Origin of the sequence: Zobellia sp. OII3, assembly GCF_002211465.1 — a bacterium.
GTDB lineage: Bacteria > Bacteroidota > Bacteroidia > Flavobacteriales > Flavobacteriaceae > Zobellia > Zobellia galactanivorans.
In genome coordinates, this window is the sequence record NZ_MWRZ01000001.1 from 297,792 (window position 1) to 313,423 (window position 15,632).

Here is a 15,632-nt window from a genome sequence, read left to right on the forward strand (position 1 = left end):
ATCAATACTTTTTATAGACTTCTTTAATCACCTCTTGTGCCGGTTTGTTCTGTGGTGTAAATCGATTATCGTTTTCCCCACCTGCCTTATCATGATCGATAAACCATTTCCAGACATAACCGCCCGCGAACCAGTCTTCCCCCCAAAACTCATCAAATAGTGCCCGTTTGGCATTGACTTGCGCTTTTAGGTTCACGTTTTCTTGGTTACGATCCACCAGCCACGGCTTCTTTGCCGTATAGTCCATACTTCTATACCCAAATTCGGTAAAGAGTACAGGTCTTCCGGTTTTTTCGGCCAAGGCTGCCATATCAGGTTTCCAACGTTGCCAGCCCTCACGTAACTGCTTGACCGAAGGGGTCTTCTCATCCGACAGCGGAAAATACGCATCTATTCCTATATAATCCAAATCTTTCCAAAAAGGCACCCTCGGATACTCGTCCCAATTGGCCGCATACGTCAGTTTTCCCTTATAGACCGTTCTAATTTTTGAAATCAGTTTATGCCAGTATTCGGGCCTATTCGTCACAAATTTTTCAAGTTCGGTACCGATACAGAATATTTCCGTGCCCGTTTCTTGCGCCATTTCGGCGTAGGTCATTATAAATTTTTCGTAAGAAGCTTCGAGTTCTTGCCAGTGCGCTTCGGAATTCATGTGTAGGGTTCCGGTAAATTCGCCACGCCATATCCATATTTGGGGCTTCACCATAGTCTTTATGCCATTTTTATGCAAAAGTCCAATATACTGCATGGCCCCTTTCTTGGTCTCGCCGAACCACTGTCTATCGGTATTGAAGATGATTTCGGGCGAATTGACATCCCTGATAAAACCAAAAGGCATTACGGCGGCATGATTGGCATACACCTGTTTTACCTCTTCAAGGTGGGTTTGCAAAGCTTCACTTCTAGAAGCCACGAAACTTACCCCGTTTATTTTTTCGGGGGCTTGGCTCGTACACGAAAACTGGAGAAAACATAAAAAAAGGAGTCTTACTATACGCATGTATCACTGAATAAGACTCCTAAAATACGGTATTTATGATCAGCTTTTAAAAAATCGCCCTTAAGCCCAAATTAAAGGTTTGTCCGAGCCCTGTATTGCTACCACGTACAAAGTTGGTATATAGCGCCTCTAGGTTTAGGGCTTGGGTCAATTGATACTTGGCACCTCCGCCCAAAGCCGTAAAGTCTTGTGAAAAGTCATTGCCCAAATCGATGCGTTGCGAATGTTGGGCCAAGGCCAAGACGGTAAATTTTGCACTGGGAAAATAACTCAGGAAAACCCCAGGGGTCAAGTTCAGGCTGTTATTAGCAAAACTTTCTTCCTTATCGCCGAAACTCAGTTCCGAATTCAGTTCACTGAACAATTGCCATTTATTTCCCGGAAAGGTATAATCGTAGAAAAAACGGTTCTGCCACACATACCCTTTCTGATCCAGAAAAACCCCGTTTTCGGTTTCATTGTCTACCAAGGGAATAAAGAAGGAACTCTGGATCGAAAAGTTACTGATCGATCTAAAGGGTACAAATTTGACCGATGGCGCTATAGAGGTAAGTCCTGAACGGGCCGTATCACGGTCACCGTCGAACGAAAACACATCAAGGGCCGAGCGGTCTCCTATAACGTTCGAACGAAATTCGAAAATGGCGCCTAGGTTCCATCGTTTGTTCTGTCCCACTCCCGTGTAAGCTTCCAAGGTAGAAGTAAAAAACGTCTGCCGTGGTTCTTTTCCATCGGTAAAAGTACTTTCCGTTTGTGTATAGAGGTTATTGAACCACTTGAGGTCTATCTGTCCCTTACCTATTAGTTTAGAGGGCGTATATTGTTGAATATTGCTCTGCGTGCTTTCGTCTTCCTTATCGTCTTGGGAAAAGGCTATACCCGTAGTCAAAAGCAGGGCGGAAAGAACAAGGTTTCTTTGTATTGATTTCATAAAATGTAGTTTATAGTTAAAAGTTGGTCGATATTATTTGGCTTCGTTCAATGTCCAGTCGTATGGATAATAAGAAACCTTTGTTTTTTCAGGAAGCGGTTCAGCTTTATACTTGTTTATAAAGTCTATCAAGCCTTGGCCGTTTTGTGTAAAATCGCCCTTGTACCATTCAAAAATCTGGGAAACCTTTACTTTGTTCTTATTCAATTGAATGAATTGCGGGTCATTCAGTGCCAAGCGGGTCTGCCTATCAAGTTGTGCATCCAAAGTTGCGGGAAGATAGGCTTCAGCGATAATCGGAGGACATCCCAGACCGCCGCATACCAGCACAAAATGAAAGCGTGCCTCTTCAGGGAATTTTGCACGTAACAATTTGTTCTCAATATCGTTAAGGGTAGTCTTTTTACCCCCTATTTCGTATTTCTTCCCATCGAAAAACCCGCCTACATCCAAAGGCGACCTCAACGGGTAGTTATCCACTACACCCTTGATTACAAGTAAGTTGTAGCCATTAATATAAAACGCTTGGTATTCGTTGGCATTGGCTTTCGACACGCTTATGTGTTGAGCCTCTTCGAGTAGTTCGTTCAAGTCCGATGGATTTTCCTTTATCGCCCGATAATGAACCCGACCTTTTGAAACATTGGCCTTAAAGAAGGCATCCGCCTTTGTAAAAAAATCAGTAGTGCTTTGTCCGAAAGCCCCCGATATGGTGGCCAAGGAAAATGCCAAGGCCAAAATTGAATACTTCATGATTTGATAGTTTCGTTGTTATACTTGAGGCTTCGTCGAGACAATTTCGACATCCATACAAAAAAGAACCCTTTTTTACATATTGTTCAAAATTTTAGAAATCAAGGCATTACATGTTCGATTTTCATCTCAAAACCTTACAGAAAAATAAAAATTTAAAATGATTCTAAATTAGAAAGGTAGGTTAAGTAGTTATCTTTAAAAACGACAGAACACACAATTATCAGAATAATATGGAGCATATCGTCATCATTGGCAACGGAATTTCGGGCGTAACGGCCGCAAGGCACATTCGTAAACTCTCGGACAAGAAAATTACCATCATTTCGGCAGAGACCGATTATTTCTTTTCGCGAACGGCCTTAATGTATGTATACATGGGCCATATGAAGTTCGAACACACCCAGCCCTACGAGAACTGGTTCTGGAAAAAGAACCGAATCGAATTGGTAAAAGACTACGTCACCCAAGTCGACCCCGAGAACAAACGTTTGGTCCTTACCGAAGGGAAAACCATGGACTTTGACAAGTTGATAATTGCTACGGGTTCAAAACCTAATAAGTTCGGTTGGAAAGGGCAAGATCTGAAGGGGGTTCAAGGGCTATACTCCAAGCAAGACCTTGATCAGCTCGAAGCCGATGCCCCAAACAAAGATGCTTGCAACCGTGCCGTAATCGTCGGCGGGGGATTGATCGGTATAGAATTGGCCGAAATGCTCAGAAGTCGGGAAATACCGGTAACCTTTTTGGTCCGTGAGGAAAGTTTTTGGAACGGGGTTTTACCCAAGGGTGAATCTCAGATGATCAATGAACATATTAAAGAACACCATATCGACCTTAAGTTAGGCACCAATCTTGTTGAAATCCTGCCCGATGAAAACGGTCGGGCCAAGGCCGTAGTTACCGACAAGGGAGAAACCATAGCTTGCAACCTGGTAGGCTTGACGGCCGGTGTGACCCCCAATATCGATTTCTTGAAAGATTCGGGCATTGCACTGGGAAGAGGCGTAAAAGTCGACCGCTTTCTTGAGACCAATATAAAGGGAATCTACGCGATCGGCGATTGTGCGGAACAGCACGAACCCATAGGAAACCGACGCCCCATAGAGGCCGTTTGGTATACTGGACGAATGATGGGCGAGGCATTGGCACAGACCATTTGCGGTAAACCCCGAAAATATAGCCCGGGCCATTGGTTCAATTCCGCCAAGTTTCTCGACATCGAATACCAAACTTATGGATGGGTCTTTAGCGAAAGAACAAAAAAAGAACACGAAAGCCATTTTCACTGGCGCCATCCTTCCGAAAAAATATGTATTACCGTAGCCTACGATAAAGATTCCAAAAAATTCCTTGGCATCAACACCTTCGGTATTCGCATGCGTCACGAAATATTTGACCGATGGCTCACCGAAGAACGTGACGTCGATTACGTAATGCAATACCTAAAAGACGCCAATTTCGACCCAGAATTCTATTCGCATTACGAAGAGCAGATCATCTCAAAATACAACTCGGTAATGCAAACCAGCCTATCCGTAAAGAAAAAGAGCTGGAAACGAATTTTTAGTAAACCAACAAGAAGCGAGCCCATGAGGCAATCGTAAAGGAATAACTGGGAAATTTCGAGGCGAACCTCGGAGCATTTAATCTCGATTATCGAGCAAAGCTTAACCCGAAATAAAAAATGAAAGCAATAAAAAACTTAGGCCTAGTTATCTTCTTAATAGGACTTGCCATTTTTACTGCCGTTCCTGTATTAGGCACGTTCAGATTAAACCAAAGCACCTTTGACGAAATCATAAAGGAAAAGAACATTAAAAGTGATGTTTTTATTCAATCTATAAACGAAAATGTAGTCGGCAAAGATTTCAAGGGCATGCTAAGCCTATCGCCAGTAGTCAGTTCCGCCATAGATGCAGCCAATAGCCAGCACAGAAAAAACAAAGAATACAACAAGGTAATCTATACCTCCGGTCATGATATGGCCGCCTTGGTCGGCAAGAAATCCGGAACCGGGTTTATTGCCCAAAACAAAGGCCTCATGTGGTTCTTTACCTTTGGCCTGGGCATTATCGGTGCACTAATGTTCATTCTGCCCAATGTTGTTTTATTGGGCAAAAAGGGAATCAAGAACAACGGCGTCTACCATGAGAGCGCCACGAACCGAGGTTGGATCGCGTGGATGGTCTTTATATTTCTGGTCTCGTTTTACCTCGTTCTATATTTCAGGCCCGAATTTGCCGTAAACTGGACCTTTCTCGTAGACCCCATAAGTGAAAGCCTAAGTGGAAACCCTGCGGGACATTGGTTTGTATATGGCTTTATGTACTGTGTAGTCATGACGGTAATGGCCGTTCGTATGTACATCAAATACCGACATAATATGTACCAAGTGGTTCGGACCACATCGGTACTCTTCTTTCAAATTGTCTTTGCCTTCTTGATTCCTGAAATAATGGTGCGTTTACAAATGCCCTATTACGATTTCAAGAATGCCTTTCCCCTAGATTATGATTTCTTTTTTCAGTGGAATTTAAAAGAACTCCTCAATAGCGGAGGCATTGGTTTGTTCATTCTAGTTTGGGGCATTGTCCTCACCTTGGTTATCGTGCCCGTAATGGTTTATTTCTTTGGAAAAAGATGGTACTGTTCTTGGGTCTGTGGCTGTGGAGGACTGGCCGAAACCTTAGGCGACCCTTACCGTCAGCATTCGAGTAAATCATTGTTTTCTTGGAAGGTAGAGCGTTGGCTGATACACGGTGTTTTGCTTTTTGCCATAGTGATGACCGGTATGACGCTATATAGTTTCTTTACGGAGTCTAGCACCATATTTGGCATAAAGACCCAAAGTGTTCAAAACACCTATAGCCTTATGATCGGAGCTATTTTCGCGGGGGTTATCGGCACTGGGTTCTACCCTATTTTCGGTAACCGCGTATGGTGTAGGTTCGGATGCCCCTTAGCCGCATACCTTGGCTTCGTACAACGTTTTAAATCACGTTTTAGAATTACGACCAATGGCGGACAATGTATCTCTTGCGGAAATTGTTCCACCTATTGCGAACAAGGTATTGACGTACGTGCCTATGCCCAAAAAGGCGAGAATATCGTACGCTCTAGCTGTGTAGGCTGTGGTATATGTTCCGCCGTATGCCCGAGAGGCGTACTAAAATTGGAGAATGGCCCGGAAGAAGGACGTATCAATCCAACCGAAGTACTATTGGGCAATGATGTTGATTTAATGGAACTGGTCAACAAAAAATAATCCGTTAGGACAAAACAAGAAGTCCCTAAATGAAATTGCCCTAAGACGTAAGTACTACCCTGCGTTAGCGACCAATTACCAACACTATAGAAAATGTTCGTAAAACTCTTTGTCATGGCTCTTCTAGTGCTGTCGGGGCTTACACCCGATAAGGACGGCACATACCATAAAGCGTATTTTCAGAACGGAACCTTAAAGGCCGAAGGTTGGCTACAAAACGGAAAAAAAGTCGATTATTGGAAGTTTTACCACAACAATGGACGGATTGCCGAACAGGGGCACTATCAAAACGACCAACGTACCGGCTACTGGCACTTTTTTGACCGTAACGGAAAATCGGTTCAAGAAGGACATTTTAAAAATGGCAAGAAATGGGACTGGTGGTTGTTCTACGATGCCCAAGGCAAAGTCAACCATAAATGTCAGCTGAGCAACGGCCTGAAAAACGGATATTGCCTTAAGTATATCAACGAAAAACTAACTTCCGCAGAAAAATACAGAAATGGCAAAAAAATCAACGAGTGGTTTAGTTTTAGTAGCTTTAGACGCGAAAACAAGCTCTCCGACCTAAAATGAACCTATTCCTTTCCATCTTTCTTTTTTGCTCGCCTCTATTCCTCTTAGGACAAAGCGAACTTAACTATCCGGAGCTGCTATATCCACCTCAGGCCATCAAGGCCAATTGGGTGAGCCATCCCGATATTCAGGGTGGGGAAGACCGTATTGTATTGTTCCGAAACGAATGGATGGTAGACGACCCTTCGGAAGCATTCATTATAAATATTTCAGCGGACAACCATTACTTCTTGTACGTAAACGGCAATTTGGTGACGCATGGGCCCCAATTGAGCGATATACGCCATTGGAAATACGAAACCATAGACCTCAAGACCTATCTCAAGACCGGCAAAAACGTGATCGCCATAAAGGTGGTCAATTATGGTAAACGCAGATTTTACGGTATGCAATCGATTTTTACCTCACTTATGGTAAACGGGGCGACCAAAAATGCAAAAGTACTCAACACCTCGGGCACAGACGATGGATGGAAATGTTCCATAGACGATTCGTACCGAGCCTTGGAAGTAAATTGGAGAGGTGGCGGCCCTAAATCTATCGTAGGTGGTTTTTACGCGAACAACCCCACTGATTTTGTAGACAAAAACCACTATCCTACCGACTGGGAACAGGCCGATTTTGATGATTCCGACTGGGTTGACACCCAATTTTTTGAAGGGGCGAGCAGTATGGGCGGATCCATGGCCTATTTGCTTGAACCGAGAAACCTACCCTTGCTCACTTGGGAAAAAGAAGGCATAGGACATACGGTAAGAACCTCCGATATTGACATTTCCGAATTTCCGGTTTCAGGCAAAACCGTGGTTCCCGAGCATAAAAAAATACGCTTTCTCATCGACCGGAAGTATGTCACCAATGGTTTTCCCGAGCTTATTTTCAGTAAAGGAAAAAACGCCCATATCAAAATCAAATACGCCGAAAACCTATTTGGACCCAAGAACACCAAGGGAGACCGAAATATTATAAAAGGAAAGGAGCTGCTAGGGTATTACGACCATGTCGTCTCCAACGGAAAAGAACGACAGAAATTCACCCCCAATTGGATGCGCACCTTCCGCTTTGTGGAATTTGAGATAGAAACCAAGGGGCAAGAATTGGTACTCGACAGTTTTAGCAACTACCGGTCACGGACCCACATCCCCTCCATAGCCCGGTTTTCATCGAACAACGAAACGTACAATGCCATCTTCGACATCTGTAAAAGAACGGTAGACATCTGTACCCAAGATTATTTCTTGAGCGATGCCTATTACGAGACCATGCAATATGTTGGCGACACCAAAATCCACGCGCTTCTTTGGCAAGCTATGAGCGGCAACTTTGCACATACCAAGAACGCCATTGAACAGTTCCATCGGTCACGAGATGCCGACGGCAATATCTTGGGTGCCTATCCCCTGCGATCAACCTTTATTTACCCCACCTATTCCTTGGTTTGGGTAGATATGGTCTATGACTATTACCAACTTACGAACGACACCGATTTTATCAACACCTATAAAGACGGTATAATACACACCTTGGCCGGTTTTGAAAAGAACATGAACGAGCTGAATTTGGTGAACGAAACCCAGTACCGCTATTTTGTAGATTGGTATACCGGCCCCAACAACGGAGGCGGCACGGCCACCAAGAACAATGGCAAGAATTCCGCCGTGGTAAGCCTTCATTATGTACATGCACTTCAAAATGCCGCGCGCCTATTCAAGGCCATAGGGGACAAACACACCGCCGACACTTACCTCGACCGCGCGACAGCCATTAAAAGCTCGGTCTATAAACTCTGTTTTGACCCGAACAAAAATATTTTTGCGGAACGGCCCGACAAGACCGTTTACGACCAGCACACCAATATCATGGCCGTACTCACCGATGCCATTGCCGAAAGCGAACAAAAGGCACTGTTGTCAAACATATTGAACGACCCCAAATTGTTGCAGGCCACTTATTATTACCGCTACTATTTATTCGAAGCCATAAAAAAAGTTGGGGCACCCGAGCTCTTCGACCTTGCCCAACGCCCCTGGCAAGCCATGATCGACAACCATATGACCACTACCCTTGAACGTTTTGAAAGCGATAAAAAGCCCACACGCTCTGAAGTACACCCATGGAGTGCTTCCCCTGCCTATTTTTATTTTAATTATTTAGCGGGAATAAAATCGGTAAAGAACGATTTTCAGGAAATTGAAATAGCTCCCGTTTTCGGCATTCTCGAAGATATGGAAGGATTGCTTCCTACCTCAAAAGGAAACATCCTTTTCCATCTAAAAAAAATAAGATCAAAGCTTTCGGCAGAAATTACAGTTCCTAAGGAAATGTCCGGCGAACTGGTTTGGAACGAAAAACACATCCCTTTAAAACACGGCCAACATACCTACATTCTAAAATAAGTCTCAATAATGCCAACAACAGACATTAAAGTCATAATTCCCGCCTTTAACGAGGCCGATTCCATAGCTTCGGTAATTGCCGAAATTCCGAAATCGGTCTCTGAAATCATCGTTGTTAATAACAATTCTACCGATAATACGGCTAAAAATGCCGCTGATGCCGGAGCTACCGTATTGACTGAGAGCAAGATGGGGTATGGATATGCCTGTTTAAAAGGAATGGACTATATCGCTAAACAATCCAAAGCACCCGATATTATCGTATTTGTTGACGGAGACTATTCCGATTATCCTGAAGAACTTGATAAACTTGTAGCTCCGATACGCAACAAAGAATTTGATTTTGTAATTGGCGCCCGCGTAAAGCGACTTAGAGAAGAGGGAAGCATGACGCCACAGCAGATTTTTGGCAATTGGTTGGCTACTTTTTTAATGAAATTGTTTTTTGGGGCAACATTTACCGACCTTGGTCCGTTTAGAGCAATAGCCTATGATAAGTTATTAAAACTCAACATGGAGGATAAAACTTACGGATGGACGGTAGAGATGCAATTGAAGGCTTTAAAGAAAAAATTGACATACACCGAAGTACCAGTACGTTACAAAAAAAGAATTGGTGTCTCAAAAGTATCGGGAACCGTAAAAGGTAGTATATTTGCGGGCATAAAAATATTAGGTTGGATTTTTAAATATAGCATAAAATAATATGGGTTTATTGATCGCTTACATTATTATCGCAATCTACAGTATCGCGCTATTGTTGATATTTTTTTACAGTTTAGCACAACTCAACCTCTTGGTGAACTACTTGGGCTACAAAAGACGCAACCAAATAGCACCAAAGTTCAATCTTCTAGATCCGAAAGAAATTCCTTACGTAACCATTCAGCTGCCTGTCTATAACGAAGAATACGTTATGGAGCGCTTATTGGAAAACATTGCAAAAATAGAATACCCCAAAAGTAAGCTTGAGATCCAAGTGCTTGACGACTCTACCGACGACTCGGTAATCGATACGGCGGCACGGGTAAAAGCCCTACAGGAAACCGGTCTCGATATTCAGCACATACGGCGTGAAAACCGCCAAGGCTTTAAGGCCGGTGCCTTAAAAGAGGGCTTGGAAATAGCCAAAGGTGAGTTCATTGCCATTTTCGATGCCGATTTTATGCCTTCCGCCGACTGGCTGAAAAAAACCGTTATTTACTTTAAAGATCCCGAAATAGGGGTCGTACAGACCCGTTGGGGACATATCAACCGCGAATATTCAACATTGACCCGTATCCAAGCCTTTGCCTTGGATGCCCATTTTACCCTTGAGCAAGTCGGAAGAAACGCAAAAGGTCACTTTATCAATTTTAACGGTACTGCCGGTATATGGCGAAAGCAATGTATTCTCGATGCCGGAAACTGGGAAGGCGATACCTTGACCGAAGACCTTGACCTCAGTTACCGCGCCCAGCTGAAGAACTGGAAATTCAAATACCTTGAAGACGTTGAGACCCCTGCAGAACTGCCTGTGGTTATAAGTGCCGCCCGTTCACAACAATTCCGCTGGAACAAGGGAGGGGCCGAAAACTTCAGAAAAACGGTATGGAGCGTTATTACCGCCAAGAACATTTCGTTCAAGACGAAATTTCACGGGGTTATGCATTTGCTGAACAGCTCTATGTTCCTTTGTGTATTCTTGGTCTCGCTATTGAGCATTCCCGCCATGTACATCAAGGCCATTTTCCCACAACTGGATATCGTCTTTACCATGTTGAGCTTCTTTGTTCTGAGTACGATTATACTCTTTGTCTGTTATTGGTTCACCTATAAGAGCATACAGGGTAGCAGCTTTGACAATTTTGTAGATTATATAAAATTGTTCTTTACCTTCTTTTCGGTGGCCTTAGGCTTTTCCTTACACAACTCAATTGCCGTTCTTGAAGGGCATATGGGCAAGCGTAGTGAATTTGTACGTACACCGAAATTCAACTTGAACAGTCTTACCGACTCTTGGAAAGGGAACAAGTACCTGACCAAAAAATTGTCGCCGAACATGATTCTTGAAGCCGTTCTTATGGTCTACTTCCTATTCGGAATGTATAGCGCCATTCCTTTGAACGATTTCGGACTGTTTCCGTTTCACTTTATGCTTTTTGTGGGCTTTGGATTTGTTTTCACCAAATCTTTAACAGCTCGGGCCTAAAGAAATAATTCATACCTACAAGTCATTTAATTTTCTTATTTTTTCGGTTGCAAGAACACACCGATAAATGCCCAACCAGCCTACTACATATTTAAAATTGCACAAGGTGCCCATTATCTTGGCCCTATTGAGTGCATTTTTATATTACACCTTTGCCTATCAACTTGAGCGAACGGACTTCATTAAGCTATTGACGCTCTTTGCCGCTTCCTTTTTTATCTGTTACAAACTCATACAGTTCGAAAAATGGAACTTCAAGTTTCTGATCATTACAGGTATTCTTTTTCGGCTGATCTTCTTGGCCGCAGAGCCCAACCTCTCTCAAGATTACTATCGATTTATTTGGGACGGGCACTTGGTCGGCAATTTTATCAATCCCTATTTAGCGGTACCTAACGCCCTTATCTTACAAAGCGACCTGGCCATACCCAATGCCCAGTTGCTTTACGACGGCATGGGCGACCTAAGCGCCAAACACTTCAGCAACTACCCCCCTTTGAACCAGTTGCTTTTTGCCATTGCGGCGCTCTTGGGCGGTAAGAGCATCATGGGATCCGTACTCGTCATGAAAACCATGATCATCTTATCGGATATCGGTATTTTCTATTTTGGAAGAAAGCTCTTGAAGAAGCTGAACCGTTCGCCCCATCTTATTTTTTGGTACTTCCTGAACCCCTTGGTCATTATCGAACTTACGGGAAATCTGCATTTTGAAGGCGTCATGCTCTTCTTTTTCGTTTGGGCCCTTTACCTGCTGTCTGAAAAAAAATGGGGATTGGCCGCCATTCCTTACGCCTTATCCATTTGCGTAAAACTGGTGCCCTTGCTTTTCCTTCCCCTTTTCCTAAAACACTTGGGTCTAAAAAAAAGTACCGGGTTCTATGCCTTGATCGGACTGAGCTGTTTGCTGCTCTTCCTTCCTTTTTATTCCGCCGAGTTTATTGCAAACTATTCAAAGACCGTTGGCCTTTGGTTTTCGAATTTTGAATTCAACGCCGGGCTATACAATGCGATCAAACAGATGGCCATCCAATTTGATGGCAAACCTTGGGAACTCATAAAGATCTATGGAAAAATAACACCGATCATTACCGTTATAGCGGTGCTCTTGTTTACTTTTTTCAGGGACAACCAAAAAATATCCGTACTCATAACTTCAATGCTTGCCGTACTCACCTTGTACTATTTTATGTCGGCTACGGTTCACCCATGGTACATTATATTTTTGTTGGTACTGGGCGTCTTTAGTCCCTACAGATATGCCCTACTTTGGTCAGCAACGGTCGCTCTCAGTTATTATGCGTATTCTAAGGCAGACTTCAAGGAAAACCTAGGGCTAATTGCCGTTGAATATATTTCCGTATATGTGTTTTTGATTTATGAAATTCTTAATTCAAAGAGGCAAATACCTTTTTTTCGTAAAAAATAAGCCGTAAACGTTATACTTTCGACCTAAACTTGTACATTTGACCTTCCATGAAAGGACAAAGACACATATCTAATACCTTGAGCAACCTTGCTCCCGTTCGCCCGTTTTCTCGTCGCCGTCGCCCGTAAGGGTGTTTCATATTTCATGGGAATAGGTGAGTCCATTTCCGCACAACAACCAACAATTCATTATTTTTTACAGTTTAAATCCTTTTGGCAATGAAATTAATTATTGCTAACAAGTCACATGTTAAATACGCCCAGATCATTAGCGATACCATTACGGAATCTGCTAAGGTAAGAGGCACAGGCATAGCCAAGCGTACACCGGAATATATTCAGAAACGTTTGGAAAACGGCAATGCCGTTATTGCTTTAGACGGAGACAAGTTTGCCGGCTTCTGTTATATAGAAGTATGGGGGCACGAAAAATTCGTAGCCAACTCTGGCCTTATTGTCCATCCCGATTATAGAAATCAAGGATTGGCAAAAAAAATCAAAAAAAGAATCTTCGAGCTTTCGAGGGAAAAGTTCCCCGATGCCAAAATTTTCGGCATAACCACGGGACTGGCCGTAATGAAAATGAATTACGAACTCGGATACAAACCGGTTACATTTTCCGAACTGACCGATGATCCCGAATTCTGGAAAGGCTGCCAGACCTGCAAAAATTTTGACATCCTTACCCGTACCGAACGCAAAATGTGCCTCTGTACCGGCATGCTCTACGATGGGGATAAAGAAAAAAAAGTAATCAAAAAGGAAGTGAACAGCAAAGCGTTCAAAAGACTCAAAAGCATTAAAGAATCGCTTTTTCTAAAAAAGAAAACGAACCAATAATCATAATAGGCCAGCAAATCATACGATTATGGCCCAGACAATACATCTTTTAATATGAAAAAATTAGTTTTAGCATACAGCGGCGGATTAGACACTTCGTACTGCGCTAAATATCTATCACAGGAAAAAGGTTTTGACGTACACGCGGTAAGCGTAAATACCGGAGGTTTCTCCAAGGAAGAAATAGCCGAAATCGAAGAAAAGGCCCTTCAATTGGGTGCTAGTTCATATACTTCCATAGACGCCGTTCAAACCTTTTACGACAAGGTGGTAAAATACCTCATCTTTGGCAATGTTCTAAAGAACAACACCTATCCGCTTTCGGTAAGTGCCGAACGCATCGTACAGGCCATTGAAATTGTAAACTATGCCAAAAAAATAGGCGCGGAATATATTGCCCATGGTAGTACGGGTGCAGGAAACGACCAAGTACGTTTTGATATGATCTTCCAGATCATTGCCCCCGAGATTGAGATCATCACCCCGATCAGGGACAAGAAACTGGCCCGAGAGGAAGAAATTGAATACCTGAAACAAAACGGTGTCGAATATTCTTGGGAAAAGGCAAAATACTCTATCAACAGGGGACTTTGGGGTACTTCCGTTGGAGGGGAAGAAACCCTGACCTCGGAAAAACCATTGCCCGATTCGGCTTACCCGAGCCAGTTACAGGAAAAGAACCCGACCGAAGTGAAACTCACCTTCAAAAAGGGCGAGCTTGTGGCCATAGACGGCAAAGAAGACACTCCCGTAAACAATATCATTAAACTCGACGCCCTGACCTCTAAATACGCCATCGGACGCGACATCCATGTGGGCGATACCATTATCGGGATCAAAGGTCGGGTAGGTTTTGAAGCTCCTGCTTCCTTGATCATTATCAAAGCCCACCACCTTCTGGAAAAACACACCTTGACCAAGTGGCAACAGTTCCAAAAAGAACAGCAGGGCAACTTCTACGGCATGCTATTGCATGAAGGCAATTACCTCGATGCCGTAATGAGAAATATCGAAGCCTTTTTGACCGACACCCAAAAAACGGTTTCGGGCGACGTTTTCGTAGGATTGTACCCCTTCCAGTTCCGATTGAACGGTATTTCCTCGAAACACGATTTAATGAACGCCTCCTTCGGAAGCTATGGCGAAATGAACAAAGGCTGGACGGCCGACGAGGCCAAGGGCTTTATCAAAATACAGTCCAACGCCGGAAAAATATACAACCACGTAAACCCAAGTGATGATTAAAGCAGGTATTATAGGCGGTTCGGGTTATACAGGTGGGGAATTAATACGAATTCTACTGCACCACCCCGAGGCCGAAATAGATTTTGTTTTCAGCACTACCCGGGCGGGCAAGAAAATTACAACGGCCCATGCCGATCTGTTGGGCACGACCGAAATGGAATTCACCGGAAGCATCAATCCCGATGTAGACGTTGTATTCCTATGTCTGGGCCATGGCAATTCCTCTAAGTTCCTACAGGAAAACCAGTTCTCGAAAAACACCAAGATCATCGACCTCAGCAACGATTTCAGGTTGCAGGCCGATGCCGTTTTTGAAGGCAAAAAATTTGTTTACGGACTCCCCGAACTTAGAAAGGAAGAGATAAAGAAGGCGAACTACATTGCCAACCCCGGTTGTTTTGCAACGGCCATTCAATTGGGACTCCTTCCCTTGGCCAAAGCGAACAAACTGGGGCATACGGTACATATCAATGCCGTTACCGGTAGTACGGGTGCAGGCGTTAGCCCGTCGGCCACATCGCACTTCAGCTGGAGGAACAACAACGTTAGCTGGTACAAGCCCTTTACCCACCAACATTTGGGAGAGATCAACGAGAATTTAAAATTCTTGCAAGCCGATTCTGGAGAGCTGTTTTTCCTGCCGAACCGCGGTAATTTCGCAAGGGGAATCTTAGCGACGGCCTATACCGAATTCGACGGTAGCCTGGAAGAAGCCATCGACCTCTACAAAGGCTTTTACTCAGATGCACTGTTTACACAGGTAGCCGAAGAGCCCATCCATTTAAAACAAATCGTAAACACCAATCAGTGTCACGTTCACTTGCACAAGCATGAAAACACCTTGCTTATCACCTCGGCCATAGACAACCTATTGAAAGGGGCATCGGGCCAGGCGGTACAGAACATGAACCTGATTTTCGGATTGGGCGAAGGCATTGGCCTTAACCTTAAGGCGGGCGTATTTTAGAACACAAGAAAAAAGCTCCGTGGCGTAAAGTCCA

General features: G+C 43.7%; 13 protein-coding genes. 10 read left to right on the top strand and 3 right to left on the bottom strand.

Features of this window, described 5'->3' with window-relative positions; all coding sequences use genetic code 11:
* Position 1: 1 nt before the first annotated feature.
* The 3 genes from B4Q04_RS01230 to B4Q04_RS01240 are packed head-to-tail and all read right to left on the bottom strand — an operon-like array spanning position 2 to position 2,687.
* On the bottom strand, positions 2–1,003 hold the full coding sequence (locus B4Q04_RS01230; RefSeq protein ID WP_088695765.1) for a glycoside hydrolase family 113: 1,002 nt from the start codon (positions 1,001–1,003) through the stop codon (positions 2–4).
* 46 nt (positions 1,004–1,049) lie between these two features.
* Entirely contained in the window at positions 1,050–1,934 is an 885-nt protein-coding gene (locus tag B4Q04_RS01235; protein WP_013992583.1) for a hypothetical protein, read from the bottom strand.
* A gap of 33 nt (positions 1,935–1,967) precedes the next feature.
* Positions 1,968–2,687 (bottom strand): DUF547 domain-containing protein, encoded by a 720-nt coding sequence (locus tag B4Q04_RS01240; protein ID WP_088695766.1) that lies wholly within the window; start codon positions 2,685–2,687, stop codon positions 1,968–1,970.
* A 233-nt stretch (positions 2,688–2,920) separates the two neighbouring features.
* On the opposite strand from B4Q04_RS01240, the gene B4Q04_RS01245 reads away from it, so the two are divergent.
* The 10 genes from B4Q04_RS01245 to argC all read left to right on the top strand — a co-directional run bounded on the left by B4Q04_RS01245 (position 2,921) and on the right by argC (position 15,598).
* Positions 2,921–4,294: an NAD(P)/FAD-dependent oxidoreductase gene (locus B4Q04_RS01245; RefSeq protein WP_088695767.1), complete on the top strand. Its 1,374-nt coding sequence runs from the start codon at positions 2,921–2,923 to the stop codon at positions 4,292–4,294.
* Positions 4,295–4,374: 80 nt separating this feature from the next.
* Positions 4,375–5,955: a 4Fe-4S binding protein gene (locus B4Q04_RS01250; protein ID WP_088695768.1), complete on the top strand. Its 1,581-nt coding sequence runs from the start codon at positions 4,375–4,377 to the stop codon at positions 5,953–5,955.
* A 114-nt stretch (positions 5,956–6,069) separates the two neighbouring features.
* The gene (locus B4Q04_RS01255; RefSeq protein WP_231854800.1) at positions 6,070–6,531 is read left to right on the top strand and encodes a toxin-antitoxin system YwqK family antitoxin; all 462 of its coding nucleotides are present in this window, start codon (positions 6,070–6,072) and stop codon (positions 6,529–6,531) included.
* On the top strand, positions 6,528–8,927 hold the full coding sequence (locus tag B4Q04_RS01260; RefSeq protein ID WP_088695769.1) for a family 78 glycoside hydrolase catalytic domain: 2,400 nt from the start codon (positions 6,528–6,530) through the stop codon (positions 8,925–8,927). Before B4Q04_RS01255 ends, B4Q04_RS01260 begins: the two co-directional genes overlap by 4 nt.
* Before the next feature lie 9 nt (positions 8,928–8,936).
* A complete protein-coding gene (locus tag B4Q04_RS01265) occupies positions 8,937–9,632 on the top strand; it encodes a glycosyltransferase family 2 protein (RefSeq protein ID WP_013992589.1) in 696 nt (231 codons plus the stop codon).
* Position 9,633: 1 nt separating this feature from the next.
* A complete protein-coding gene (locus B4Q04_RS01270) occupies positions 9,634–11,118 on the top strand; it encodes a cellulose synthase family protein (RefSeq protein WP_013992590.1) in 1,485 nt (494 codons plus the stop codon).
* A 67-nt stretch (positions 11,119–11,185) separates the two neighbouring features.
* The gene (locus B4Q04_RS01275; protein ID WP_088695770.1) at positions 11,186–12,547 is read left to right on the top strand and encodes a mannosyltransferase; all 1,362 of its coding nucleotides are present in this window, start codon (positions 11,186–11,188) and stop codon (positions 12,545–12,547) included.
* Between the two features lie 218 nt (positions 12,548–12,765).
* The gene (locus B4Q04_RS01280; protein WP_013992592.1) at positions 12,766–13,386 is read left to right on the top strand and encodes a GNAT family N-acetyltransferase; all 621 of its coding nucleotides are present in this window, start codon (positions 12,766–12,768) and stop codon (positions 13,384–13,386) included.
* A 54-nt stretch (positions 13,387–13,440) separates the two neighbouring features.
* The gene (gene argG / locus B4Q04_RS01285; RefSeq protein WP_088695771.1) at positions 13,441–14,631 is read left to right on the top strand and encodes an argininosuccinate synthase; all 1,191 of its coding nucleotides are present in this window, start codon (positions 13,441–13,443) and stop codon (positions 14,629–14,631) included.
* Positions 14,624–15,598 (top strand): N-acetyl-gamma-glutamyl-phosphate reductase, encoded by a 975-nt coding sequence (gene argC / locus B4Q04_RS01290; RefSeq protein WP_088695772.1) that lies wholly within the window; start codon positions 14,624–14,626, stop codon positions 15,596–15,598. Before argG ends, argC begins: the two co-directional genes overlap by 8 nt.
* Positions 15,599–15,632: the final 34 nt, after the last annotated feature.